The organism is Streptacidiphilus sp. ASG 303 (assembly GCF_020991365.1).
Taxonomy (GTDB): Bacteria; Actinomycetota; Actinomycetes; order Streptomycetales; family Streptomycetaceae; genus Peterkaempfera.
On sequence record NZ_JAJLRA010000002.1, the window covers coordinates 74,041 to 100,568 of the forward strand.

A 26,528-nucleotide genomic window follows, 5' to 3' on the forward strand; every position below is an offset into this window, starting at 1 on the left:
GGCCGTCCGGACCGGCGGGGCTGCCGGGTCCGGCGGGGGCGGTGGCGGGGGCGTTCACCGGTCGGCCTCCTGTCGCCGGGCTGCCTGCTGCTGGGGTGCGGTCCGCCGGGGGGCGGTCCGCTGCCGTCCGGCGCGGCCGCGCCGGGCCGGGCGGTACACGCGGAGCCGGGGGTCGAGGACCTCGTCGAGGCCGAAGCTGACCAGCGACATGGCGGCGCCGAAGACGGCGATGCACAGGCCCGGCGGGACGAACCACCACCACGCGCCGCCGGAGAGCGCGTCCGCGTTCTGGGCGAAGTAGAGCATGTTGCCCCAGGTCAGGTCGGAGGGGTTCTGCAGGCCGAGGAAGGCGAGGCCGGCCTGGGTGAGGATGGCGAAGATGACGGCGAAGATGAACTGGGAGACGATGATCGCCGCCTCGTTCGGCAGGATCTCCACCAGCACGATCCGCCACCGCCGCTCGCCGTAGAGGCGGGCGGCGAGGACGTAGTCGCGGGTGCGCAGCGAGAGGGTCTGGGCGCGCAGCACGCGGGCCGAGGCGGCCCAGCTGGTGAAGGCGATGACGCCGATGGTGGCGAGCAGGCTGCCGCCCTTGGTGTACGAGGAGATGACGATCACCAGGGGCAGGCCGGGGATCACCAGGAAGACGTTGCTGAGCAGGGAGAGCGCCTCGTCGGACCAGCCGCCGAGGAAGCCGCCGCCGATGCCGATGACGACCGAGATCGCGGTGGCGGCGAGCGCGGCGGCGAAGCCGATCAGCAGCGAGGTGCGGGTCGAGACCATGAGCTGGTCGAAGACGTCCTGGCCGGTCTGGGTGGTGCCCAGCCAGTGGGCGCCGGAGGGGGGCTGGGAGAGGTCGGTGCCGAAGCCCTGCGGGTCGGTGGCGAGGAGCGGGCCGACGGCGGCGGTCAGCAGGAAGAGGGCGATCAGCGCGAGGCCGGCGGAGAGCCGCCGGGAGCGGCGGACGGTGCGCCAGGCGGCGGCGAGGCGGGCGCCGGGGCCGCCGCCGGAGGGGCCGGCCGGGAGCGCCGCGGCGGGGACGGGGGCGTGGGTGGCGTCGGCGGAGGTGATGTCGGCGGTGGTCATCGGGCGAGCCTTGTCCGCGGGTCGACGAAGCCGTACAGGACGTCCACCAGGAAGTTGGCGGACAGCACGGTGAAGGTGATGGCGAGGAAGATCGCCTGCATCAGGGGGTAGTCGCTGTTGGTGACGGCCTGGAGGAGCTGGTAGCCGATGCCCTGGTAGGAGAAGACCATCTCCATGACCAGGGAGCCGCTGATGACGAAGCCGAGCGAGATGGCGAAGCCGGCGACCGAGGGCAGCACGGCGTTGCGGGCGGCGTAGCCGAGCATGACGGTGCGGGGGCGCAGGCCCTTGGCCTCGGCGGCGGAGACGTAGTCCTCGGAGAGGGTGGAGACCATCATGTTGCGCATGCCGAGCATCCAGCCGCCCACCGAGCTGACGACGATGGTGAGGGCGGGCAGGATCGCGTGGCGCAGCGCGGAGGAGGCGAACTCCCCGGACCAGCCGATGTCGAGGCCGGGGTCGTAGCTGAACTGGTCGGGGAAGACCGGCCAGACCTGGGTGAAGAGGTAGATCAGCAGCAGCGCCACCCAGAAGTAGGGCACCGCCGCGAGGAAGGTGGTGGCCGGGACGAGGGAGTCCAGCCAGGTGCCCCGCCTCCAGCCGGCGAGGGTGCCGAGGGTGAGGCCGATGAGGACGCTGATGACGGTGGCGGTGCCGACGAGGACCACGGTCCACAGCACGGAGGAGCGCAGGATGTCGGCGACGGGGGTGGGGAAGTAGGTGACGGAGAGTCCGAACCTGAGCCGGGCGATGGAGGCGAGGTAGTCGCCGTACTGGCTGAGGATGCTGCCGTGGCCGAGGCCCAGCATCTTCTCCAGCGCCTCCTTCTCCCCCGGCGGCACCGGTCCGAGCTGGGACTGGCGGGCCATGATGAGCTGGACCGGGTCGCCCGGGATGAGGCGGGGGAGGGCGAAGTTGAGGGTGACCGCCATCCAGGCGGCGATCAGGTAGAACCCGAGTTTTCTGAGGATGTACCGCATGGCACGGGGCTCCTTGCCGTGGTCGGCGGCCGGGGGCCGCCGGGCGGGGTGGGTGGGCCCCCGCCCGGCGGCGCCGGGGCGGCTACTTCTTGCTCGCGTTCCCGGCCACGGGGGAGATCCGGGCGGCGACCCAGCCGCTGTCGGGGGCCAGCCAGATCGCGGCGCCCGCGTAGGGGTCGTCCTTGGTCGGGTAGCCGGTGACGTCGTTGCCGTCGAACTCCTGCTCGTTCTGGGAGTTGAAGAGCGGGATGAGCGGCATGTCCTTCACGAACGCCTGCTGGATCTCGTAGAAGTACGGCTTCTGCTTCTCCAGGTCGGGGGTGGCGGCGATGGCGTCGAGCGCCTTGTCGACCGCGGGGTTGGAGTAGCCGCCGTAGTTGCCGACCGTGCTGTTCTGCCCGTCCCTGGGCGCGATCCGGCTGTCGAGGAGCTGGTCGTAGTAGGCGTAGGGGACGGGCGTGTAGCCGTAGTTGCTGAGCAGCATCTGGAACTTGCCCGCCGACTGGTTGGCGCCCCACTGCGCGTACGCCTCGGCGCGGACCTCCAGGTCGATGCCGACCTTGGCCAGCTGCTGCTTGGCCATCTGGGCGACGCTGATGTAGTCGGTCCAGCCGGCGACGGTCTCCAGGGTGATGGTGAGCTTCTTCCCGTCCTTCGCGTAGAAGCCGTCGCCGCCCTTGGTGTAGCCGGCGGCCTTGAGGTAGCCCTCGGCCTTGTCGGGGGTGTCGAACGCCGCGTCCTTGAGGGAGGGGTCGAGGACTGACTCGAAGTTCGGCGTGAGCAGGGCCATCGGGTTGGTGGGGCCGGCCTGCCCGTTGTAGACGGTCTTCGACATGAAGTCGCGGTCGAGGGCGGCGCTGACCGCCTTGCGGACGTTGACGTCGGCGGTGGGGCCGGACCTGACGTTGGGGACGAAGTAGGTGACGGCCAGCGGGATGTTGACCAGGTCGAACCTGGGGTTCTTCGCCAGGTAGTTCTTCTCGATGTCCGGGATGAAGCTGCCGGCCCAGTCGATCTTCCCGGAGGTGACCGCGGCGTTGGAGCCGTTGTTGCCGGAGAAGGAGAGGTAGCGCAGGGTCTTGATCTTCGGCAGGCCCTTGACGTAGTAGTCGGTGCGGGCCTGGAGGTCCATCGACATGCCGGCGACCTTCTTGACCTTCCAGGCGCCGGTGCCGACGGGGTTCTTGTTGAGGACGGTCTTCTTCTGGTCGTCGGGGATGGACGCCCAGACGTGCTCGGGCAGCTGGTCCTGCTTGCCCAGGATGAAGAACTCCTTGGTGTAGGCCGACTCGGAGAACGTCAGCACCACCGTGTCGTCGCCCTTGGCGGCGACGGAGGCGAGCGGCAGGGCGAAGCTGTTGAAGTCCTTGTTCTTCAGCGCCAGGCCGAAGGTGAAGGCGACGTCCTTGGCGGCGAACGGCTTGCCGTCGTTCCAGGTCGCGTCGGTGCGGAGCTTGACCGTGAGCGTCCTCCCGCCGTCCGACCAGGCGTAGGACTTCCCGAGCCACGGCTGGACGTCGCCGGCCTTGGCCTGGTTGAAGAGGAAGAGCGGCTCGTAGATCATGCCGTGGGTCGCCTGGAGGGCGTTCGGCGAGAACGGGTTGAAGTTCTCGGTGAAGTTGCCGGTGGACCCGGTGGTGACCGTGAGCACGCCGGTCGCGGCCGGGCTGTCCTTCCCGGAGGAGCCGCTGCTGCAGGCGGCGGTGGAGACGGCGAGGGACAGCACGGCGCCGGCGGCGAGGAGGCGCCGGGCGGCCGGTCTCATGACGTTCATCGGTTCCCCTTGGATCGGTGGGCGGGCGGGACGGCCGTCGGGGCGGGGTGCGGGCGGTGCCGGCCAGGGCGCCGGGACCGCCAGTCCGGACGCCGCGGCGAGGTGACAACGTTGTCCGGCACCCGTGGGGGCCTGGGTCGGGCGGGGGTGGTGCTGCGCGTCGGCACGAAGGGGTGGCACGGGTGGTCGCGCGGGTGGTGCGCGGCCGGCCGGCGGGGTCCGCACACCACCGGCCCGGAGCAGGCGACGGTCTCCCGGCCGCGCATCGGCACGTCCGGGGACACGGCACCGCAGCGGGGCCCTGCGGGTCCGCGGCGGTGCGTCGTGGCCGAAAAATTAGAGCGCGTGTAACGCGGTGTCAATGGCGCGGGAACAATTCCTCGCCACCCGCCGGGTCCGTCACTACACTGCCGCGCATCCGCACCGCTGAACCGGTTTTGCCCTCCCGCCGGAATTCCCGCACCGCAGCGCGTGCGGCACCCCGCGCCCTCCTGGAGCCCACGTGAAGCGTCCGACCATGGCGGACATCGCCCGCCGTGCAGGTGTGACCAAGGCCGCCGTCTCCTTCGCCCTCAACGGCAGACCCGGGGTCTCCGACCCCACCCGCCGCCGCATCCTCGCCATCGCCGACGAGCTGGGCTGGCAGCCCAACAGCGCCGCCCGCGCCCTCTCCGACGGCCGGGCCGGCGCCTTCGGCCTCGTCGTCGACCGGCCCGCCCGCATGCTGGGCCTGGAGCCGTTCTTCATGCAGCTGATCTCCGGCATCCAGGCCGAGCTGTCCGCCGACGGCACGCCGCTGCTGTTCACCGTGGCCGAGGACCAGCGGGCCGAGATCGCCACCTACCGCTCCTGGTGGGCGCAGCGCCGGGTGGACGGCGTCTTCCTGGTGGACGTGCAGCTGGAGGACGCCCGGGTGCCCGTCCTGGAGGAGCTGGGCATGCCCACGGTGGTGATCGGCGCGCCCGTCGGGACCGGGCGGCTGCCCGCCGCGTGGAGCGACGACGCGGCGGCGGCCGGCACCGCCCTGCGGCACCTGGCGGCGCTCGGGCACCGGCGCGTGGGGCGGGTCTGCGGGCCCGCCCACCTGCGGCACACCGAGATCCGCTCGGCGGCGGTCGCGCGGCTGGCCCCGGAGCTCGGCATGGAGTGCGCGACGGTGGCCACCGACTACAGCGCGGACGAGGGCGCCGCGGCGGCCCGCACCCTGCTGACCAGGCCGGACCCGCCGACGGCGATACTCTTCGACAGCGACCTGACCGCCGTGTCGGGGCTGACGGCGGCCCAGGCGATGGGCCTGCGGGTGCCGGAGGACGTGTCCGTGGTGGGGTGGGGCGACTCGGCGCTCTGCGAACTGGTGCACCCGCCGCTGACGGCGCTCAGCCGCGACGTCGCCGCCCACGGGGGCCACGCGGCCCGCATGCTCCGTGCGGCGGCCGGGGGCGCCCGGGTGGCGGACCTGGAGGACGAGGCGGCCCGGCTGGTCCTGCGCGGCTCCACGGGACCGGCCCCCGTCACCGCCGCCGCGGGGGCCGCCGCGGGGGCCGCGGCCGGGGGCGGCACGCAGGGCGCGAACGCGCCCGGACCCGGGCAGCGGCAGACCGTTGCAGAGCTGTGATGTAAACCGGTTTACGGGCCGCCCCCGCAAATGCACCTGAAGGGTTGACACTAAACCGGTGCAGTGCTTGCATCGTGCTGCTGCCCGCGGGGCCGCCCGTCCGCAACGGGCCCGTCCGGGACGCCCGCCCGCCGTGCCGCACGGCGGCGGCCGGTGCGGTGCCCCGCACCGCGCGCCCCCGACCCTCCGACCCCTGGCCCCGACCCCCTGCCCGGCGGCACCGGGCCCCGGCGGCCCGTGCACCCGGCAGCCGGCACACCCCGGTCCGCGCACCCGCCCGCCCGCTCCGCCGGGGCGGGACCGGCCGGCACGGCTCCGCCCGGCGGACCCGCCCCGCACGCCCCCCGGACGTCCGGGAACGGCGGGCACGGCCGGGCCGCACCCCGCACCCCCGCACCCCCGCACCCCCGCACCCGGCACCCCGCCCGGCACCGCACCGTGCCCCGGCAGACCCGCCCCGCCCGCACCCGCACCCGCACCCGCACCCGCCCGTACACGTGCCCGTGCACGTCCGCACACGTCCGAAGGGGACCCCGCCCATGCTGCGCAACTCCGCCCGGCTCACCGACGCCGACGGAAACCCGGTCACCTGGCTCGGCGCCAACTACTGGTCCCGCACCGGCGGCCCGCTGATGTGGCGCTCCTACGACCCGCAGGTCGTCGAGGAGGAGCTGCTCGCGCTGCGCGACCACGGCATGAACGTGACCCGGTCCTTCTACTACTGGCCGGACTTCATGCCCACGCCTCACACCGTCGACGAGGAGAAGTGCGCGCACTTCGCCGACTTCCTGGACCGCCACCGGGCGCTCGGCATGTCCACCATCCCCACCTTCATCGTCGGCCACATGTCCGGCGAGAACTGGGACCCCTCCTGGCGGGGCGGCCGCGACCTGTACACCGACGTGTGGATGGTGGCCCGTCAGGCCTGGTTCGCCGGCGAGATGGTCCGCCGGTTCAAGGACCACCCGGCGGTCGCCGGCTGGCTGGTCTCCAACGAGATGCCGATCTACGGCGAGGCCACCCGCGACCGCGAGTCCGTCTCCTCCTGGGCCCAGATCGTCGTCGACGCCGTGCGCGCCGCCGGCGGCACCCAGCCGGTCTCGCTGGGCGACGGCGCCTGGGGGAGGGAGAACACCGGGCACGAGAACGGCTTCTCCGTGCGGCACTCCGCCGAGATCTGCGACTTCCTCGGCCCGCACGTCTACCGCATGGAGGACGACCCGGTCCGCCAGCACCACGCGGCCGCCTGGGTCTGCGAGCTGACCGGCACCTTCGGCCGGCCGGTGGTGCTGGAGGAGTTCGGCGTCAGCTCCGACTTCGTCTCCGGCGACAAGGCCGCCCGCTACTACCGCCAGGTGCTGCACAACACGCTGCTGGCCGGCGCCACCGGCTGGATCGCCTGGAACAACACCGACTACGACGACCTGCGCCACCAGCCCCCGTACTCGCACCACGCCTTCGAGATGCACTTCGGCCTCGTCGACCGGCACGGGCGGCCCAAGCCGCAGCTGCGGGAGTTCAAGGAGTTCACGGAGGTGCTGGAGCGGGTGGGCTTCGGGCACACCTCCCGGCCGGACAGCGACACCGCCCTGGTCGTCTCCTCCTACCTGGACACCCCCTACCCCTTCACCCGCGAGGAGGACGGCGACCACGTCTACAGCGCCGCCCGCCAGGCGTGGGTGGCGGGCCGGCTCGCCGACCTCGCCCCCGCCGTCACCCGCGAGAGCGACGGCCTGGCCGACGACGCCCGGCTGTACCTGGTGCCCTCCGCCAAGCAGCTGCTCTCCCCCACCTGGTACGCGCTGGAGGACCGCGCCCGGGCCGGCGCCACCGTGTACGTCTCCTACTGCCCCGGCGCCCACGACGAGCAGCGCGGCCCCTGGTACGCCCACCTCGACGAGCTGTTCGGGGTGCGGCACCAGCTGGAGTACGGCCTGGTGGACCCGATCGAGGACGACGAGGTGGTCCTCACCTTCACCCGGGCCTTCGGCAGCCTCCCGGAGGGCGCGAAGCTGACCTTCAGGGCCGCCGGCACCCCCGACAGCCGGGTCTTCCTCCCCGTGGAGCCCGACGGCGCCGAGGTCCTCGCGGTGGACGGCCGCGGCCGCCCCGCGCTGCTGCTGCGCCGGGTCGGCGAGGGCGCGACCGTGCTGTGCACCTACCCCCTGGAGCACATGGCGGCGGTGACGCCGCGGGTCAACCCCGAGGACACCGCCGTGCTGTACGACGCCCTGGGCGCGTACGCGGGCGTGCGGCGGCCCGTGGCCGTCGCCGACCCGCGGGTCGCCGTCGACCGGCTGGTGCACGAGGACGGCCGCACCTTCGTCTGGCTGGTCAGCCAGGCGGTCGAGGAGCTGACCGTCAAGCCGGCCGTCGGGAACGGCACCCTGCACGACCTCGACGGCGCCGCCGTGGACGCGGTGACCCTGCCCGCGTACGGGGTCCGGGTGCTGGAGCTGCGCACGGCCTGAGCCGGGCGGCCCGCCCCGCAGGCCCGGCCCCCGCCGGGCGGGCGGTGCCGTGCCCGTACGATCGGGCCCGCGCCGCCCGCCCGCCCGCACCGCGCCGCCGGGCGGCCCGTCCGCGACCGGGCCGCCCGGCGCACCGCCCGACCACGCCAGGAGGAGCCCATGCCGCTCACCGACCTCCCCCTCGACGCACTGCGCGACTACCGCCCCGACCTGCCCGCCCCGGCCGGCTTCGACGCCTTCTGGGCCGAGACCCTGGACGAGGCCCGGGAGCACGGCGGATCCCCGGCCGTCTCCCCCGTCCGCGACCACCTGCTGCCCGCCCTGGAGGTGCACGACGTGCGCTTCCCCGGCTGGAACGGCGAACCCGTCGCCGCCTGGCTGCTGCTGCCGCGGGACGCCGGGAGCCCGCTGCCGCTCGTGGTGAAGTACATGGGCTACAGCGGCGGCCGGGGCCTGCCCACCGACCACGTGCTGATGCCGGCCGCCGGCTACGCCCACCTCGTCGTGGACAGCCGCGGCCAGGGCCACGACACCCCCGACCACGGCACGGGCCAGGGCACGCAGTGGGTCGAGGGCGTGATGACCCGCGGCATCGAGGACCCGCGCAACCACTACTACCGGCGGCTGGTCACCGACTGCGTGCGCGCCGTCGACGCGGCCCGGGCGCTCCCCGGGGTGGACCCGGAGCGGGTCGTCGTCTCGGGCGCCAGCCAGGGCGGCGGCCTCGCCCTGGCGGTGGCCGGGCTGGCGGGCGACCTGGTGCGGGCCGCGCTGGTCGACGTGCCGTTCCTCTGCCACTACCGGCGCGGCGCCGACGTGGCGTCCGACGGCCCCTACCTGGAGCTCGTGCAGTACCTGCGGCGGCACAGCCAGGGGATGGCGGAGACCGCCTTCGCCACGCTGGACCACTTCGACGGCGTGCACTTCGCCGCCCGTGCGACCGCCCCGGCGCTGTTCAGCGTGGGGCTGATGGACCCGGTCTGCCCGCCGTCCACCGTCTTCGCCGCCTACCACCGCTACGCGGGCGAGCGGGACATCCGGGTCTGGCGCTACGCCGACCACGGCGGCGGGTACGGCGCGAACCCGCCGGAGCAGCTGGCGTGGCTGCGCGGCCAGGGGCTGGCCCCCAAGCCCGCCTGACGGACGGTCACCCGCTGTCCGGGAGGGCCCCCGGGACCGCCGCCGACGCGGGATCAGCGGTGCGGGGCGCGCGATCAGAGGTCGAGGTCGACCACCACCGGGGCGTGGTCCGAGGTGCCCTTGCCCTTGCGGGCCTCCCGGTCGACGTAGGCGTCGGAGACCGCGTCGGCGAACGGCCGGTTGCCGTAGACCAGGTCGATCCGCATGCCGTTGTTCTTGGGGAAGGCCAGCTGCCGGTAGTCCCAGTAGGTGTACGGGTGGTCGTACTTGAGGGGCCGCGGCACCACGTCGGAGAGCCCCGTGGCGCGCAGCGCGGCGAGGGCGTCCCGCTCGGCGGGGGTGACGTGGGTGGAGCCCTCGAAGACGGAGCGGTCCCAGACGTCCTCGTCGGCGGGGGCGACGTTGAAGTCGCCGAGGACGGCGAAGGGGCGCCCGCCCGCGGCGTCGTCGGCGACCGAGGCGCGCAGGGCCTCCAGCCACTCCAGCTTGTAGGCGTAGTGCGCGTGGCCGACCTCGCGGCCGTTGGGCACGTACACCGACCAGACGCGGACCGGGCCGCAGGTCGCGGCGACGGCGCGCGGCTCGACCTCGGGGATCATGGCGCCGTCGGCGAGGTAGCCGGGCTGGCTGGGCAGGCCGCGGACGACGTCGTCCAGGCCGATCCGGGAGACGACCGCGACGCCGTTCCACCGGCCGGTGCCGTGGGCGGCGGTCTCGTACCCCAGCTCCTTGACCGCGTCGTGGGGGAACGCCTCGGTCGAGCACTTGAGCTCCTGGAGGCAGACCACGTCGGGCCGGGCGCCCTCCAGCCACTCCAGGAACTTCGGGAGCCGTGCGGTGATGGAGTTGATGTTCCAGGTGGCGATGCGGACGGTCACGGCGGGCGGGCCTCCGGGCGGTGCGGACGTCGGGCCGGGGCGCCGGGCCTGACGGCCCGGGACACCCCGGTCCAAAGCTACCGCCGCCCTCCGACAACGGGGGGACGCGGCCGGGGGGAGCCCCGGAGTCCCGGCGGCCGGGGATCCGGACGGCGTGGGCTCCCGCCGCCCGCCGCCCGCCGGGGGGCGGGCGGCGGGGCGCGGAGCGCGGGCGCGGGCGCGGGCGCGCCGCCGCCCCCGGGTCAGCGCCGGTCGGGCACCACCACGGCGGCCGCGCCGCCGCCGCGGCGCACCGGCTCGGCGGCGGCGAGCCACCGGCCGTCGGGCAGCCGCTCCACGCCCGTCGCGGCGCCGATCTCGCCCGCGTCGGTGAAGACGTGTCCGATCGCCTCCAGCTTGGCGCGCTCCGGCAGGGCCAGGAAGGCCGGCTCCGCGCCGGTGGCGGCCGCGTTGCGCTGGCTGGCGCGCGGCGCGGCGATGGCCTGCTCCAGGCTCAGGCCGCGGTCGATGCGGCCGGTGAGGACCTGGAGCACGGTGGTGATGATGGTGGCGCCGCCGGGCGAGCCCGCCGCGAGGAACGGCCTGCCGTCGCGGAGCACGACCGTCGGGGAGATCGAGGAGCGCGGGCGCTTGCCCGGGCCGGGCAGGTTGGGGTCGGGCACGCCGGGGACGGCCGGTGTGAAGGAGAAGTCGGTGAGCTCGTTGTTGAGCAGGAACCCGCGGCCGGGCACGGTGATGCCGCTGCCGCCGGTCTGCTCGATGGTGAGGGTGTAGGAGACGACGTTCCCCCAGCGGTCGGCGACCGTCAGGTGGGTGGTGTTGGGCCCCTCGTACGCCTCGGGGGCGCCCTTCCCGGCGGCGGTGCAGCCGGCGGCGCCCGGGTGCCGGGGGTCGCCGGGGGCGAGCGGGCTGGTGAGGACGTGGTCGGGGGTGATCAGGCAGGCGCGGGAGTCGGCGTACCGCTGGGAGAGGAGCTCCCGGGTGGGGACGTCGGAGAAGCGGGGGTCGCCGACCCAGCGGTTGCGGTCGGCGAAGGCGATCCGGGACGCCTCCAGGAAGCGGTGGTCGTACTGGACGGCGTCGAGACGGCGGAGGTCGCTGCGCTCCAGGATGTTGAGGGCCTCGCCGACGGTGGTGCCGCCGGAGGAGGACGGCGCGATGCCGTAGACGTCCAGCCCGCGGTACTCCACGTGGGTGGGCCTCTGCCGGCGGACGCCGTAGGCGCGCAGGTCGTCCGCGGTCATCCGGCCGGGCCGGACCCTCCGCGTGGCGGCGGGGTCGACGGGCGGGTGCTGCACGGTGCGGACGATGTCGGCCCCGACGGACCCGCGGTAGAGGGCGGCGGTCCCCTCCCTCCCTAGCTGCCGGTAGGTGGCGGCGAGGTCGGGGTTGCGCAGCGTGGAGCCGACGGCGGGGGGCGCGCCGCCGGGGAGGAAGAGCTGCCGGGTGGCGGGGAAGTCGCGGAAGCGCGCCTGGTTGGCGGCGGTCTGGTCGCGGAAGGTGGCGTCGACGGTGAAGCCCCGGTCGGCGATGCGCTCGGCCGGTTTCAGCACGTCGGCGAGGGGTCTGCTGCCCCACAGCCTCAGCGCCCGCTCCCAGGTGGCGGGGGTTCCGGGGACGCCGACGGAGAGGCCGCTGGTGACGGCGTCGGCGAAGGGCAGCGGCCTGCCGTCCTCCAGGAAGAGGCCGGCGTCGGCGGTGCGGGGGGCGGTCTCGCGCCCGTCGAGGGTCTGCACCTTGCGGGTGCGGGCGTCGTAGTACACGAGGTACCCGCCGCCGCCGATGCCCGCGGAGTAGGGCTCGGTGACGCCGAGGGCCGCGGCGGTGGCCACGGCGGCGTCGACGGCGTTGCCGCCGCGGCGCAGGACCTCGATGCCGGCGGCGGTCGCGTCGGCGTCCACGCTCGCCACCGCCCCGCCCCGCCCGACGGCCTCGGGCGCCTTGGCCGTCGCGTGCGCCCCCGCCGCCCCGCGCACCCCGTCCGGGGGAGGCGGCGCCGCGGGCGAGGCGGTGGCGCCGGGGGCCGCGGCGAGGGCGGCGGTGAGCGCGGCGGCCAGGGCGAGGGAGGGGGTGAGGCGGGTCAGGACACGCATGCGTACCTCCTGAGTCGGCGTCCCGACCGTTCTTTCACAGCCGCCCCGGGGGCACAACAGGGCCTCGCGGGCCTCCGGGGCGCGCGGTCCTCCCGGGAGCGGGGACCGACCGGGGGCGGGGACCGACCGGGTGAGGGCGCCGGGGCGACGGCGGGCGGGCGGCGGTGACCGGGTGGCGGTGACCGGATGAGGGGCGCGGCGGGCGCGCCTCCGGGGGCGCGACGGCGGCGCCGGGGGCGCGCGGAGGGGGCTCCGGCAGGCGCGCGGAGGCTCCGTGGAGCGGTCGGCGGACGGCACGCCCCGGCAAAAGTTGCTTGAGGCAACCAAGGGAGTTATGGTTGCTTCAGGCAACTAGATGGAGGCGGTCATGGTCTCGCAGGAGAGCTGCGGGGAGCTGCTGCTGCAGCTCAGCAGCACCGACGCGCTGATCAGGACCTTCAAACGCGAACTGCGGCCCGGCGGCCCGCGGGGCGGCTTCGCCCTGCTCGCGGCGCTGCACCGCTGCGGCGGACTCCGGGTCGGCGACCTGGCGGAGCTCTTCGAGATCGACGTGTCGGCGGCCAGCCGGCAGCTCGCCGACCTGGAGGAGCGCGGCTGGGCGGAGCGCGTCCCCAACCCGCAGGACCGGCGCTCCTGGCACGCCCGGCTGACCCCGGAGGGCGAGCGCGTCGCCCGGGAGCGCACGGCCCGGGCCCGCGACCTGCTGGCCGAGGCCATCGCCGACTGGCCCGAGGAGGACGCCGCCGCACTGGCGGACCTCCTCGGCCGCCTCCGCACGAGCTTCGACGCGCGCCGCGTGCGCGTACCGGACCACCCCTCCCGCACGGCTTCGGGAGCGAAAGGACTCTGATGGAAACCGCAGCACCCGCCGGGGTGCGGGAGGCCGCACCCGCCGGCAAGGCCGCGGACGCGGCCGAGCCGATGTCCCACCGGCAGATCATGGAGGCCCTCTCGGGCCTCCTGCTCGGCCTGTTCGTGGCGATCCTGTCGTCCACCGTGGTGTCCAACGCCCTGCCGACGATCATCGCCGACCTGGACGCGAGCCAGACCGCCTACACCTGGGTCATCACCGCCACCCTGCTGGCGACCACCGTCTCCACCCCCATCTGGGGCAAGCTCGCCGACCTGACCAGCAAGAAGCTCCTGGTCCAGCTCGGCCTGGTCATCTACGTCGCCGGCTCGGCCGTGGCGGGCCTGTCGCAGAACGCCGGCATGCTGATCGGGGCCCGGGTGGTCCAGGGCCTCGGCGCGGGCGGCCTCACCGCCCTCGCCCAGGTGATCATGGCCGCGATGATCTCCCCGCGCGAGCGCGGCCGGTACTCCGGCTACCTCGGCGCGGTCTTCGCGCTGGCCACCATCGGCGGCCCGCTGATCGGCGGCGTGATCGTCGACACCTCGTGGCTCGGCTGGCGCTGGTGCTTCTACGTCGGCGTGCCGTTCGCCGTGCTCGCCCTGGTCGTGCTGCAGAAGACGCTGCACCTGCCGGTCCACCGGCGCAAGGTCAAGGTCGACTGGGGCGGCGCCACGCTGATCGCCGCGGCCGTGTCGCTGCTGCTGGTCTGGGTCTCCTTCGCGGGCGACAAGTACGACTGGCTGTCCTGGCAGACCGGTGCCATGGTGGGCGGCGCCGCGGTGCTCTCCCTGCTGGTCCTGCTGGTGGAGTCGAGGGCCGCCGAGCCGATCATCCCGCTGCACCTGTTCCGCAACCGCACGGTGACCCTGGCCGTCGTCGCCAGCCTCATGGTGGGTGTCGCGATGTTCGGCGCCACCACCTTCCTCAGCCAGTACTTCCAGCTCGCCCGGGGCGACTCCCCGACCCGGGCCGGCGTGATGACGCTGCCGATGATCGTCGGCCTGGCGCTCTCCTCCACCGTCGCGGGCCGGATCATCACCCGCACCGGCCGCTGGAAGGTCTTCCTGGTCACGGGCGGCATCCTGCTCACCGCGGGCTTCGGCCTGATGGGCGGCCTGCGCAACGACACCGACTACTGGCTCGCCTCGGTCTACATGTTCCTGATCGGCGTGGGCCTCGGCATCACCATGCAGAACCTGGTCCTCGCCGTGCAGAACCAGGTCCGCCCGCAGGAGCTGGGCGCGGCCAGCTCGGTCGTCGCGTTCTTCCGGACCCTCGGCGGCGCCGTCGGCGTCTCGGCGCTCGGCGCGGTCCTCTCCCACCGGGTCACCGACTACACCAGCGAGGGCCTGGCGAAGCTCGGCGTGCACGCCGCCCCGGGCCACGGTGCGATCCCGAAGCTCTCCGCGCTGCCCGCCCCGGTGCGCGGCGTGGTGGAGAGCGCCTTCGGCCACGGCGTGGGCGACGTGTTCCTCTACGCGGCCCCCACCGCCCTGGTGGCGCTGCTCGCGGTCCTGTTCATCAAGGAGGTGCCGCTGCGCACCGAGAACTCCGAGCAGCAGCGCACCGGCGCCCCGGCGGCGGCCCCGGCCGCAGCCCCGGCCGAGGGCGCCGGCCACGGCCGGCACGCCCAGCGCGAGGAGCCCGCGGCGGCGGCCGACCCGGTGGCCTCGGCCGCCGACGGCCTGGTCGGGGGCGTCGGGACGGAGGCCGTGCCGCCCGGCGGCGGCCTGATCCGCGGGTACGTCCGCCGCGCCGACGGCGTGCCGGTCGGCTCCGCGACCCTCACCCTGATCGACGTCCGCGGCCACCAGCTGGCCCGCGCGGCGGCCCGCCAGGACGGCCGGTACTCCCTGCCGACGCCGGGCAGCGGCACCTTCGTGCTGATCGCCGCCGCCGGGGAGCACGAGCCGTACGCCGCGACGCTGGTCGTCGGCGACCAGCCGGTCGACTTCGACCTGGTGCTGGCGGGCTCCGGCGGCCTGGCGGGCACCGTCCGCGCCGCGGACGGCGCGCCGGTCGAGGACGCGACGGTCGTCGTGACCGACCTGCGCGGCGAGGTCGTCGCCACCGGCAAGACCGACGCCGCGGGCGGCTTCTCCTTCGCCGAGGTGGGCGCCGGGACGTACACCCTCGCGGTGAGTTCCGCCGTGCACCGCCCCGCCGCGCTGCCGGTCGAGGTGGTCGGCAGCGGCCAGACCGTGCAGGACGTGGAGCTGCAGCCCGGGGCCCGGGTCGCGGGCACCGTGCGGGTGCAGGGCGGCGGCCCGGTCGCCGACGCGCGGGTCACGCTGCTGGACGCGGCGGGCAACGTGGTCGGCGTGGCCACCACCGGTCCGGACGGGCAGTACGCCTTCGCCGACCTCACCGGCGGCCAGTACACCGTGACCGCCACCGGCTACCCGCCCGTGGCGAGCGCGCTCAACCTGGCCGCGGAGGGCGCCGACGCCCACGACCTGTGGCTGGGGCACCCCGCCGCCGGCTGAGCCGGCACGCACTCCGGACCGGGGGGCATCCGGTCCGGCGGCCCCGCCCCGCGGGACACCGGGGCGGGGCGACGGGAGGGACGTCCGGGACCGAAGGGCATCCGGTCCCGGACGTCCTCGCCCGGCGGGGACCCGCCCCGCACCTGCGGCACGCCCCGCGGGCCCGCACCGGCCCTCACCGGTCCGCCCGCACCGCCCGCCATCCCGACGAGAGCACACCCCGAAGCGAGAGCAGGAGCACCATGCAGATCGGCACCGAGTCCGCCTCCGTCGCCGGAAGCGCCCCGACCGGGGGCCGCGGCCTGCACGCCAGGGTGTCCACCCGGGACGGCTGGGCGGTGCCGCACGCGGTGGCCACGGTCACCGACGCCGCGGGCCGCCAGGTGGCGCGGGCGGAGGCCGCCGACGACGGCACCGTGGCCACCGGCCCGCTGGCGCCGGGCGCGTACACCGTGGTGGTGACGGCGGTCGGGTACCTGCCCGCCGCGCGCACCGCGATCGCCACCGGGTCGGGCGCGGCCGAGCTCGGCACCCTCGTCCTCGCCCGGCAGGGCGGCGTGGAGCTGCCGCCGCCGGGCACGTGGACGATCGACCCGGCGCACTCCACCGTCGCCGCCACGGCGCAGCACCTCGGACTGTCCAGCGTGCACGGGCGGTTCACCGCGTTCGGCGGGCGGATCGAGATCTCCCCCGCGGTGGAGGGGTCCACCGTGGTCGCCGAGATCGACGCCACGTCGGTGGACACCGGCAACGCGATGCGCGACGAGCACCTGCGCTCCGCGGACTTCCTGGACGTGGCGCACCACCCGGTGATCGCCTACCGCGGCGGCGGGCTCACCCCGGCCGGTCCGGACCGCTGGACGGTGCACGGGGAGCTGACGCTGGCGGGCGTCTCCCGGCCGGTCGACCTGGACCTGTCCTACCTGGGCACCGGCCCCGACCCGTGGGGCGGGGTGCGGGCGGCCTTCCGTGCCACCGCGGAGCTGCGCCGGGAGGACTTCGCGATGAACTGGAACCAGGTCGTGCAGGCCGGTATCGCCGCGATCGGCGCCACCCTGCGGGTGGAGCTGGACGTCCAGGCGGTGCAGGGCGAGGTGCTGCCGCAGGCGTGAGTGCGGGCCCGCCCCGGGCGGGGGTCCGGGCGGCGCGGGTCGAACGGGAGCGGGAGCGGGGACCCACCCGCCGGTCAATCTTTACCTGTACATGACCTTCCAGCCCGTTACTGACAGCAAGTCTCACAAGCTACGCTCCAGATGCCGCATCCGGTCGGACGTGCGCCCACCCACCGCACGCGGATCGCGGCAGACTGGAGCACCGCATGCGCGCGCACGCACGCCGTGCGGCGGCCACCGCCCTGGCCGCCGCCCTGCTCACCGCCGGGCCCCTCGCCCTCGCCGCCCCCGCCCAGGCCGCCCCGGCCGCCACCGCAGCGGCCGCCGCCTCCCCCGTCCTCCGCTTCACCGACATCCCCGGCTCGGGCGGCGTCGTCCTCAAGGGCAACGTCTACGCCCCCGCCGACACCGCCACCCCCCACCCCCTGGTCGTGCTCCCCTCCAGCTGGAGCCTCAACGACCTGGAGTACCTCGCCCAGGCCCGGCAGCTGGCGCAGGCCGGCTACGTGGTCGTCAGCTACACGCCCCGCGGCTTCTGGGGCTCCGGCGGCCGCATCGAGGTCGCCGGGCCGCCCGACGTCGCCGACGCCGCGAAGGTCGTCGACTGGGCGCTCGCCCACACCGCCGCCGACCCCTCCCGCATCGGCATGGCCGGTGTCTCCTACGGCGCCGGGATCAGCCTCCTCGCCGCCGCCTCCGACCCCCGGGTGCGGACCGTCGCCGCCCTCAGCGGCTGGGCCGACCTGGTCGGCTCGCTGTACAGCGACGAGACCCAGCACCTGCAGTCCGCCGGCCTGCTCGCCCTCGCCGGCTACCTCACCGGGCGGCCCGGCGCCGAGCTCCAGCAGGTCCTCACCGACTTCTTCGGCTCGGAGTACCCGAAGGAGGAGCAGGTCAAGGCATGGGCGCGGCTCCGCTCCCCCGCCACCTACCTCGACCGCATCAACGCCAACGGCACGGCCGTCATGCTGGCCAACGCCTGGGGCGACTCCATCTTCCCGCCCAACCAGCTCACCTCCTTCTACGAGGGGCTGACCGGGCCCAAGCGGCTGGAGCTGCGGCCCGGCGACCACGCCACCGCCGAGGCCACCGGACTGCTGGGGCTGCCCAACGACGTGTGGACCGACGCGCGCCGCTGGCTCGACCACCACCTCATGGGCGCCGGCAACGGCATCGACCGGGAGCCGCCGGTCCACCTCCAGCCGCAGCTCCAGGACTCCTACGAGGACTACCCGAGCTGGCAGGCCGTCAGCACCTCCAGCCGCAGGCTCGCCCTCGGCGCCCGCGACTGGCTGGGCACCGGCGGCCTGGGCGGCGGCGCGGCCACCGGCTGGCGCACCACCGTCGCCACCGGCCTCGACTCCGGCGCGGACGGCGGGGTGGTCTTCCTCAGCAACCTCGCCGAGCAGTTCCTCAAGGTCCCGCCGCTGGTCTCCGTGCCGCTGCTGCCGCGCGCCGTGAGCGCGGTGTGGCAGTCCGACCCGTACGGGACGGAGCAGCGGATCCGGGGCAGCGTCCGGGTCCACCTCGGCGTCGTCCCCGGCGACGACCGGGGCAGCCTGGTGGCCTACCTGTACGACGTGGGGCCGCTCGGCGTCGGGCGGCTCGTCGCCCACGCGCCGTACACCTTCGTGGAGCGCACGGCCGGGAGCCGGTTCACCGCCGACTTCGCCCTCCAGGCCACGGCCTACGACGTGCCCGCCGGGCACCGCCTGGCGCTGGTGGTGGACACGGTGGACCCGCTGTACCTCACCCACAACGCCGCCGGCACCCGGATCGGCTTCGACTCGCCGGACGCCGACCCCTCGTGGATCTCGGTGCCGCTGAGGTGAGCCGCCGGTCCCGGGCGGGGCGGCCGGACCCGAGCCGGTCCGATCGCCCCGCCCGGGACCACCCGTGCGTACGGGGGTGCCCGGGTGCCGGGTCCCGGCACCCGGGCACCCCCGTACGCTGGCCCCGTGCTCGCCCCCGCCGCCCTCCCCTCACCGCTCCAGCAGGTCGACGACCCCGTGCTGGCGCGGGCGGGCGTCCGGCTGCAGCTCAAGCGGGACGACCTGGTCCACCCGTCGGTGCCCGGCAACAAGTGGCGCAAACTGGTCCCCAACCTGCACGCCGCGGCCGACGCCGGGCACACCCGGCTGCTGGCCTTCGGCGGCGCGTACTCCAACCTCCTGCGGGCCGCCGCGGCGGCCGCGGCCGCCCACGGCATGGCCAGCACCGGGATCGTCCGCGGCGAGGAGCTGGCGGACCGGCCGCGCAACTGGTCGCTGCGGGCCGCCGAGGCGTACGGCATGGAGCTGGCGTTCCTGCCGCGCTCCGCCTACCGCGCCACCCTGGGGGGCCTGGCGGACCCCGGCGTCCGCCGCGCCCTGGAGGAGCGCTGGGGCCGCTGCTGGATCCTGCCGGAGGGCGGCACCAACGTGCACGCCGCCCGCGGCAGCGCCGCCACCGCCGCCGAGCTCACCGACCTCGGCCCGGACGACCTGGTCTGCTGCCCCGTCGGCACCGGCGGCACCCTCGCGGGCCTGGCGGCCGGGCTGCCGCCGGGGGCGCGGGCCCTCGGCGTCGCCGTCGTCGCCGGGGCCCGCCACCTCGACGGGGAGGTGGCGCGGCTGCACGCGGAGGGCTGGGGGCGCTCCTTCGCCAACTGGCGGATCGACCACGACCACCACGGGGGCGGTTACGGCCGCGTGCCGCCCGCGCTGGCGGACTTCGCGGCCGGCTTCGCGCTCCGGCACGGCACCGCCCTGGAGCTGCGGTACGTCGCCAAGACCCTGCACGCCGTGTACCGGCTGGCCGAGGCGGGCCGGCTGCGGCCGGGCACGCGGGTCACCGCCGTCGTGACGGGACCGCCCGACCCGGTCCCGGCGTGATCCCGCGCGGCCCGCGCCACCCCGGCGGGGCCGTGACGGCGGGGCCGCCACGGCGGGCGGCGCGGCGGCGGCTCCGCACGGGGATCCGGAGGCACGGGCGGCGGTCCGGGAGCGGGAGGCACCGGTGCCGGGTCGGGGGCGGGGGCCGCCGGGCGTCTCAGCCCAGTCCGCGGCGCCCCGGGAGGGCGGGCGCGGCAGCCCACCGGACGGCGACGGCGCCGGCGGCGCGGGCCTCGACGGCGGTCCGCCACGCCTCCAGCCGGGCGGTGAGCGGACCCGGGTCCACGGCCGGGTCGACCGCACGCAGCCCGACGACGATGCGGGCGGCGGCCCCCGGGGCGCCGCCCGGGGCGCCGTCCGGGGCGCCCTCCGGACCCGGCTCCCGCGCGGCGGGCAGCACGGCCATGTCGGCGAGGAGGACGCCCTCGCCCCACAGGGCCCGGTCGAGCAGCTCCAGGGAGACGCCGACGGGGTCGGGCCGCTCGGGCACCGCGCACAGGACGACGATCTCGTGGCCGCGGGGGCCGAGCGGGCGGCTGTGCAGCACGCGCGGGCCGGTGGCGGCGCCGGTACCGGTGGCGGCGACGCACAGGGCGCGGCCGGAGCCGTGGACGGCGGTGCCCGTCCCGGCGCTGAGCAGACCGCGGAGTCCCGGCAGGAAGGCCGCGGCGGCGGCGACCCGGGCGTCGAGCCGGGAGGCGGGAACGGCTGCGGCCGCGACCGCGGAGGAGGCGGTGCTCGTCATGGCCCGCGCCCCACCCTCCCCCTCGCCCGGCCGCGCCCACGCCTGTCGTGTCCGCACCACACTGCCCGAAGACCCGACGCCCCGTCCACTCCTTCTTCACATCTCCGTGCGGGGCACCTCGCCGTCCGGTACCGGGGTGCACGGTCGCGTCCCGGGCGACGGCGGCGGGCCGGACCACGGCCCCGAGCCGCCCCTACCGTCTGCGCCGCCCCACCGCCCGTGCAGCCGCCCCTCCCCCCGCGTCCCCCCGTGAATCGCGGGCACGGCACCGCTCGGCGGCTGCCCGGAGCGCGGCCGTTCCTCCGTGGACGGACCACCGTCCTCCGCGGAACGGAAGGGGCGGCAGCGACAGCAGGGACGGGAGGGGCCCGGCGGGCGTAGGGTCGGCCGCATGCTGACCCGTGCAGACGTCGAGGAGGCGGCCGCCCGCATCGCCGGCCGCGTCCGGACCACCCCCGTCGCAGTGCTGGAGCCCGAGGACGCGGGCGGCGCACCCGTGGGGCCGTCGCTGTTCAAGCTGGAGATGCTCCAGCACTCCGGCTCGTTCAAGGCCCGCGGCGCCTTCAACCGGCTGCTCGCGGCCCGGGAGGCGGGCGCGCTGCCCGCCGCCGGCGTGATCGCGGCGTCCGGCGGCAACCACGGCCTGGCGGTCGGGCACGCCGCCGCGCGGCTCGGCGTCCGGGCGGAGATCCTCGTGCCCGCCACCGCCCCGCCGGTGAAGCTGGCCGCCCTCAGGGAGACCGGGGCGGCGGTCGGCCTGCACGGCACCGAGTACGCGGAGGCGTACACCGCGGCCAAGCAGCGCGCGGCGGACACCGGGGCGCTGTTCTGCCACGCCTACGACCAGCCGGAGGTGTGCGCGGGCCAGGGCACGGTGGGGCTGGAGCTGATGGAGCAGGCCGGGCCGGACGGCCTGGACACGGTGCTGGTGGCGGTGGGCGGCGGCGGCCTGCTCGCGGGGGTCGCGGCGGCGGTGGACGGCCGGGCGCGGGTGGTGGCGGTGGAGCCGGAGGCGATCCCGACGCTGCACGACGCGCTCACGGCGGGCGGTCCGGTGGACGTGCCCGTCTCCGGGATCGCCGCCGACTCGCTCGGCGCCCGGCGGCTGGGCGCGGTCGCCCACGACGCGGCCGTGCGGCACGGCGTCGTCTCCGTGCTGGTGCCGGACGCGGAGATCGCGGCGGCCCGGCGGGCGCTGTGGGAGCGCCGCCGCCTGCTGGTGGAGCCGGCCGGGGCGGCCGCCCTGGCGGCGCTGCGGTGCGGCGCGTACCGGCCGGAGCCCGGCGAGCGGGTCGGCGTGGTGCTCTGCGGCGCCAACACCGACCCGTCCGACCTCGGGGACGGCGGCGCGCTGTAGGGCGCCCCCGGGACCCACCGCCGCCCGGGACGCCGCCGCACCGGCACCCGGGACACCGCCGCACCGCCGCACCCCCGCGGCGGGGCGCGGCCCCGGCCGGCCGCCCCGGCGGTCAGGCGCCGCCGCGGCGCTCCACCCGGCGGCGCCTGACGGTGCGGAAGCGGCGGGCGACCTGGCGGGCCAGGTCGGCGGCGCCCACGAGTCCGGCCTCGCCGCCGAGCTCGGCGAGGACGATCTGCGCCTCGGGCCGGAAGCCGCGGCCGGTGAGGGTCCGCCGGAAGGCATCCCGGGCGGGCTCGATGAGCAGGTCGCCCGCGGCGGAGACCCCTCCGCCGACGACGAACCGGCCGGGGTCGAGGGCGGCGGCGAGGTTGGCGATGCCGACGCCGAGCCAGCGGCCGACGTCGTGCAGCAGCTCCACGGCGACCGCGTCGCCCTCCCGGGCGGCCTCGGTGACCAGCGGGCCGGTGATGGCGGAGACGTCGCCGCCGACGCGGTCGAGGAGCGGTTCGGCGACGGGGGACTCGGCGGCGGCGAGCTCGCGGGCGTCGCGGACCAGCGCGTTGCCGGAGGAGTACTGCTCCCAGCAGCCGCGGTTGCCGCAGGGGCAGCGGTGGCCGCCGGCGACGACCTGCATGTGGCCGAACTCGCCGGCCAGGCCCCACTTCCCGCGCTCCAGCAGCCCCTCCCGGACGACGCCGCCGCCGATGCCGGTGCCGAGGGTGATCATGACGAGGTGGTCCTCGCCGCGGCCGGCGCCGAACCGCCACTCGGCCCAGGCGGCGGCGTTGGCGTCGTTCTCCACGACCACCGGGAACCGCAGCCGGTCGCTGAGGGCCTGCCGCAGCGGTTCGCCGCGCCAGTTGAGGTGGGGGGCGAAGAGCACCCGGGACCGGTCGGCGTCGACCCACCCGGCGGCGCCGACGCCCACGGCGTGGACGTCGTGCCGGTCGGCGAGGTCGAGGACGAGCTCCACGATGGTGTCCTCGACCACCTTGGGGCTCTTGCTCTTGTGGGGGGTCTCGGTGCGCAGCTGCTCCAGCACCCGCCCGTCGGCGTCCACGGCCCCGGCGGCGACCTTGGTGCCGCCGATGTCGACCCCGACGGTGGTCAGCCGCAGGGAGCTGAGGTGGACCGCGCGCCGGCGGCGGCTCGCGCTGCGCTGCGCGGTGCGGCCGCCGTGCCCCCCGGTTGCGGAACCGGCTCCGGGGACGAGTCCGGAGAGGGGGCGCCGCCCCTCCCGTCCGGCGTCTGCGCTGCTGCTCACGTCCTGCTCCGCCCCCGCCGTGTCGGCGTGCTCGTCGTCGTGGATGCCTGCCGGTGGCCGTCCCGGACGCCCCCGGCGCACGGCCCCGAGGGCGCCGTATGCCGGTCTCCGCGGGGGGCCGGCTGCTATCCTCCCCCATACGCGCGGGCCTCTTCCCGCACGCGGAGCGAGACGGCTCAGGTCAGGGCGGGCGCAGTGCCGGCGCAGCCCGCGGGAGCCGTGCCCGGGGGTGCCGCCCCGGACGGAGCGGCTGCGCGCCGCGGAACGACCGCAGGACGGACGCCCCCGCCACCCGGACGGCGACGGACACCCGCGGGCCGCCGTGACGTCCGCCGTACCGGCCCGTGTCCGCGCCCTCTCCTGCCGCGCCCCCTCCTGCCGCGCCGCCGCCTCCACCACCGCGCCCCGAGAGCCGCACGCCCGCCCGTGCCGGGCCGCCGGACCCGGCGGGACCGCGCACGCCCCCGGGCACCCGCCACCCCACGGCACCTCCGCATCCCGGCACCACCGACCGCGTACCACCGCCATGCCCGGCAGCCCGTCAGCGGCGGCCGGCGGTGGGCGCCCGGACACCCGGCTCCGGACGCCCGGCTCCGGACGCCCGGCAGGTGCGCGCCCGTTCCGAAAGGCTTCTGCTCCCGTGACGACCAGGCCATCGCGGGCCCCGCGGCGACCCGGGCCCCGGACGAACGCACCCGGGGCCCACCCCCGTGTCCCGGAGGACACCGGGCATCCGCCGGGCGGCCCCCCGCAGGACGGCACCGACCTGCCCACGGTGGCCCTGCGCGTCCTGGGGGCGCCCGCCCGGCCCGCCGCGCCGGCCGCCCCGCCCCGGCAGGTCCCGGTGCGCCGGCAGGCCCCGGTGCGCCGCCAGGCCCCGGGGCTCCGGCAGGCCGCCCCGGGGCGCCGACGGGCCCCGGCCCCCGCCTCCGGGGCCGGGGACGCCGCCGGTCCCGTCTTCGCCGACAGCACCGGACGCCGCAGGCGCGGCCTGCGCCTGGTCGGCTGGCTGGTGGGCACGTCCTGCGTGGCCTTCACGGCGGTGTTCACCACCGCCGTGCTGAGTGCGCGCTCCGAGGTCCCCGGGCTCGACATCCCCGAACGGCACGGCGCCACCGCCACCGCGCGGCCCGGCCCCTCCGGGCCGACGGGACCCCGGACCCCGTCGGCGGAGGCCTCCGGGTCCGCCGCACCGGACGGCACCGCGTCCGCGGACGCCGCTCCCGGATCCCCCCTCCCGGGCGGCGCCGACGGGCGGCCCGCCCGCCCGGCCGCCCGTCCAGGGACGCACGGCGCCACGACCCGGCCGCCCTCGCGCACGGCGGCGCCCGCCGCGGGCTCCGCCCCGGCCCGCGCCCCCGCGGGACCGCCGGCCGCCACCGGGCCCGCCACCACGGCGGCCCCGTCGTCCGCCCCCGCCGGGGGCACCCCGGCCGGACCCCCGCCGTCCGGCGGCACCCGCGACCCGCAGGCCGGGAGCACCTTCCCGAGCCTCCCCTCGTTCCCCTAGCGGAGAAGCCAGCTGATGCACCGTCACCGACGTCACCGGGCCGCCGCCCGGACGCGCCGCAGGTCCGCACCGCCGCTGCGCTTCCTGCTGCCCTCCCTCGTCATGGTCGCCCTGATGGGCCTGCTCCTGCTGCGCGGCCTGGTCACCAACGAGGTGTTCCACGACAGCCGGGTCGCCGAGTCGGTGGACAAGACGACCGTCCCGCGCCACCTGCTCACCGGCGGACCGGTCGTCGACTCCCGCCACGGCAGGCAGCGCAGCTACCGCCCCGCGGACCGCACCGTGGCGCTCACCTTCGACGACGGCCCCGACCCGGTCTGGACGCCGAGGGTGCTCGACATCCTGGCGAAGCACCACGCCCGTGCGACGTTCTTCGTGACGGGCGCGATGGTCTCGCGCCACCCCGCCCTGGTGCGGCGGATCGTCGCCGAGGGCCACGAGGTCGGCGTGCACACCTTCGACCACCCGGACCTCGCCCTGCAGTCCGACACCCGGCTCTCCTGGGAACTGGCCCAGACGCAGCTGGCCCTGGCGGGCGCCGCCGGCATCCACAGCTCGCTGTTCCGCCCCCCGTACTCCTCCAGGGCGAGCGCGCTCGACGACCTCACCTGGCCGGTCGTCAGGAAGGCCGGCGCGCGCGGATACGTCACCGCCTTTATCGACACCGACACCGACGACTGGAAGCGGCCGGGCGTCGACGCCATCGTCCGGGCGGCCCTGCCCCGGCATCCCGGCGAGGGGGCCGTGGTGCTGATGCACGACTCCGGCGGCGACCGCTCCCAGACGGTGGCCGCCCTGGACCGGCTGATGCCCCTGCTGGAGGCGGAGCACTACCGCTTCACCACGGTGAGCGGGTCGCTGGGCGCCCCGAGCGCGCACACCGCGGTCAGCGGCTTCCCGCTCTGGTCGGGCAGGGTGTTCATCGGGTTCGTCTCCGTCTCCGTGGCCCTGCTGCCGGTCCTGGTGGCGCTGCTGGCCGTGGTCGGCGGCCTGGTGCTGGCGCGGTTCGCGCTGATGCTGGCGCTGTCCTTCCGGCACGTGCGGCGCACGCGTGCCGACGGGTTCTCCTGGGGGCCGCCGGTGACCGCGCCGGTCACCGTGCTGGTGCCCGCCTACAACGAGCGGGAGTGCATCGCCCACACGGTGCGGTCGCTCGCCCGGAGCGACCACCCGGTCGAGGTGGTCGTCGTCGACGACGGGTCGACGGACGGCACCGCGGCCGTCGTCGAGGCGCTGGGGCTGCCCGGGGTGAGGGTCGTGCGGCAGGCCAACGCCGGCAAGGCGGCGGCGCTCGACACCGGCCTGGCGCACGCCTCGCACGACCTGGTCGTGATGGTGGACGGCGACACGGTCTTCGAGCCCTCCACCGTCCGCGAGCTGGTGCAGCCCTTCGCCGACCCCCGCATCGGCGCGGTGGCGGGCAACGCCAAGGTCGGCAACCGGGACACCCTGATCGGCGCCTGGCAGCACATCGAGTACGTCATGGGCTTCAACCTCGACCGGCGGATGTACGACGTGCTCGGCTGCATCCCCACCATCCCCGGCGCCGTCGGGGCCTACCGCCGCTCCGCGCTCGCGGGGGTCGGCGGCATGAGCGACGACACCCTCGCCGAGGACACCGACGTCACCATGGCCCTGCACCGGGCCGGCTGGAGGATCGTCTACGCCGAGGACGCCCGCGCCTGGACGGAGGCGCCGCAGTCCATGGACCAGCTGTGGTCGCAGCGCTACCGGTGGAGCTACGGCACCATGCAGGCGATGTGGAAGCACCGGCACGCGGTGCTGGAGCGCGGCACCGCCGGACGGTTCGGCCGGGTCGGACTGCCGCTGGTGGCGCTCTTCACGGTGGTCGCGCCGCTGCTGGCGCCGCTGATCGACGTCTTCCTGCTCTACGGGATGGTCTTCGTCGACCTGGGGCGGACCCTGCTGGCCTGGCTGGCCGTGCTCGCCGTCCAGGCGGTGTGCGCCGGGTACGCCTTCCGGCTCGACCGGGAGAGGCCCTGGCACCTGGTCAGCCTGCCGATCCAGCAGGTCGTCTACCGGCAGCTGATGTACCTGGTGCTGCTGCAGTCCTGGATCACCGCCCTGACCGGCGGCCGGCTGCGCTGGCAGAAGCTCCGCCGGACCGGCGAGGTCGAGGCCCCCGTCGCCGCCGTGTGAGGCCCCCGCGGCGGCACGGACCGGCAGCACGGAGCCGCCCGTCCCCGCGCACCGTGCCGCCGCCCGGCACGGCCCCCGCCCCGCACCGCACCGCCCCGCACCGCACCGCCCCGCCACGAAAGGCACCC

General features: G+C 76.3%; 18 protein-coding genes. 11 read left to right on the forward strand and 7 right to left on the reverse strand.

The annotated features are described in order from the left end of the window. Positions 1-54: 54 nt before the first annotated feature. The 3 genes from LO771_RS03085 to LO771_RS03095 form a co-directional block, all read right to left on the reverse strand. Complete coding sequence (locus LO771_RS03085; protein WP_230648020.1) at positions 55-1,086, reverse strand: ABC transporter permease; 1,032 nt, start codon at positions 1,084-1,086, stop codon at positions 55-57. Further along, positions 1,083-2,066, reverse strand: a complete 984-nt coding sequence (locus LO771_RS03090; protein ID WP_230648021.1) for an ABC transporter permease — start codon at positions 2,064-2,066, stop codon at positions 1,083-1,085. Before LO771_RS03090 ends, LO771_RS03085 begins: the two co-directional genes overlap by 4 nt. An 82-nt stretch (positions 2,067-2,148) precedes the next feature. Next, on the reverse strand, positions 2,149-3,840 hold the full coding sequence (locus LO771_RS03095) for an ABC transporter substrate-binding protein (protein WP_230648022.1): 1,692 nt from the start codon (positions 3,838-3,840) through the stop codon (positions 2,149-2,151). 502 nt (positions 3,841-4,342) lie between these two features. Between LO771_RS03095 and LO771_RS03110 the strand changes: the two genes are divergently transcribed. The 3 genes from LO771_RS03110 (at position 4,343) to LO771_RS03120 (ending at position 9,066) form a co-directional block, all read left to right on the forward strand. After that, the gene (locus tag LO771_RS03110; RefSeq protein WP_308188820.1) at positions 4,343-5,455 is read left to right on the forward strand and encodes a LacI family DNA-binding transcriptional regulator; all 1,113 of its coding nucleotides are present in this window, start codon (positions 4,343-4,345) and stop codon (positions 5,453-5,455) included. 539 nt (positions 5,456-5,994) lie between these two features. Beyond that, positions 5,995-7,926 (forward strand): cellulase family glycosylhydrolase, encoded by a 1,932-nt coding sequence (locus LO771_RS03115; protein ID WP_230648023.1) that lies wholly within the window; start codon positions 5,995-5,997, stop codon positions 7,924-7,926. 159 nt (positions 7,927-8,085) lie between these two features. Continuing rightward, complete coding sequence (locus LO771_RS03120; protein WP_230648024.1) at positions 8,086-9,066, forward strand: acetylxylan esterase; 981 nt, start codon at positions 8,086-8,088, stop codon at positions 9,064-9,066. A gap of 74 nt (positions 9,067-9,140) precedes the next feature. Here the strand turns inward: LO771_RS03120 and LO771_RS03125 are convergent, their stop codons facing one another. Beyond that, positions 9,141-9,944 (reverse strand): exodeoxyribonuclease III, encoded by an 804-nt coding sequence (locus tag LO771_RS03125; protein WP_230648025.1) that lies wholly within the window; start codon positions 9,942-9,944, stop codon positions 9,141-9,143. Positions 9,945-10,186: 242 nt separating this feature from the next. Continuing rightward, positions 10,187-12,037 carry a gamma-glutamyltransferase gene (gene ggt, locus LO771_RS03130; protein WP_230648026.1) on the reverse strand — a complete coding sequence of 617 codons (1,851 nt, stop codon included), beginning with the start codon at positions 12,035-12,037 and terminating at the stop codon, positions 10,187-10,189. A 367-nt stretch (positions 12,038-12,404) separates the two neighbouring features. Here ggt and LO771_RS03135 point away from each other — a divergent pair, with 367 nt between their 5' ends. From LO771_RS03135 to LO771_RS03155, 5 genes are all read left to right on the forward strand, one after another. Continuing rightward, positions 12,405-12,887 (forward strand): MarR family winged helix-turn-helix transcriptional regulator, encoded by a 483-nt coding sequence (locus tag LO771_RS03135; RefSeq protein WP_230648027.1) that lies wholly within the window; start codon positions 12,405-12,407, stop codon positions 12,885-12,887. Then, positions 12,887-15,376: an MFS transporter gene (locus LO771_RS03140; RefSeq protein WP_230648028.1), complete on the forward strand. Its 2,490-nt coding sequence runs from the start codon at positions 12,887-12,889 to the stop codon at positions 15,374-15,376. The genes LO771_RS03135 and LO771_RS03140 overlap by 1 nt, the downstream gene beginning before the upstream one ends. Positions 15,377-15,618: 242 nt before the next feature. Then, a complete protein-coding gene (locus LO771_RS03145; RefSeq protein WP_230648029.1) occupies positions 15,619-16,488 on the forward strand; it encodes a YceI family protein in 870 nt (289 codons plus the stop codon). Between the two features lie 206 nt (positions 16,489-16,694). Next, entirely contained in the window at positions 16,695-18,320 is a 1,626-nt protein-coding gene (locus LO771_RS03150; RefSeq protein WP_230648030.1) for a CocE/NonD family hydrolase, read from the forward strand. A gap of 126 nt (positions 18,321-18,446) precedes the next feature. Next, the gene (locus LO771_RS03155; protein ID WP_230648031.1) at positions 18,447-19,361 is read left to right on the forward strand and encodes a 1-aminocyclopropane-1-carboxylate deaminase/D-cysteine desulfhydrase; all 915 of its coding nucleotides are present in this window, start codon (positions 18,447-18,449) and stop codon (positions 19,359-19,361) included. Positions 19,362-19,518: 157 nt separating this feature from the next. Here the strand turns inward: LO771_RS03155 and LO771_RS03160 are convergent, their stop codons facing one another. After that, positions 19,519-20,106 carry a hypothetical protein gene (locus tag LO771_RS03160; RefSeq protein WP_230648032.1) on the reverse strand — a complete coding sequence of 196 codons (588 nt, stop codon included), beginning with the start codon at positions 20,104-20,106 and terminating at the stop codon, positions 19,519-19,521. A gap of 391 nt (positions 20,107-20,497) precedes the next feature. Between LO771_RS03160 and LO771_RS03165 the strand changes: the two genes are divergently transcribed. Continuing rightward, positions 20,498-21,463 (forward strand): threonine/serine dehydratase, encoded by a 966-nt coding sequence (locus LO771_RS03165; protein WP_230648033.1) that lies wholly within the window; start codon positions 20,498-20,500, stop codon positions 21,461-21,463. A 112-nt stretch (positions 21,464-21,575) separates the two neighbouring features. Here LO771_RS03165 and LO771_RS03170 read toward each other — a convergent pair whose 3' ends face one another. After that, complete coding sequence (locus LO771_RS03170; protein WP_230648034.1) at positions 21,576-22,730, reverse strand: ROK family glucokinase; 1,155 nt, start codon at positions 22,728-22,730, stop codon at positions 21,576-21,578. A gap of 775 nt (positions 22,731-23,505) precedes the next feature. Between LO771_RS03170 and LO771_RS03175 the strand changes: the two genes are divergently transcribed. Together LO771_RS03175 and LO771_RS03180 are read left to right on the forward strand one after the other, a co-directional pair. Continuing rightward, positions 23,506-24,240: a hypothetical protein gene (locus LO771_RS03175; protein ID WP_230648035.1), complete on the forward strand. Its 735-nt coding sequence runs from the start codon at positions 23,506-23,508 to the stop codon at positions 24,238-24,240. Between the two features lie 15 nt (positions 24,241-24,255). Next, complete coding sequence (locus LO771_RS03180; RefSeq protein WP_230648036.1) at positions 24,256-26,400, forward strand: bifunctional polysaccharide deacetylase/glycosyltransferase family 2 protein; 2,145 nt, start codon at positions 24,256-24,258, stop codon at positions 26,398-26,400. Positions 26,401-26,528 lie beyond the last annotated feature (128 nt).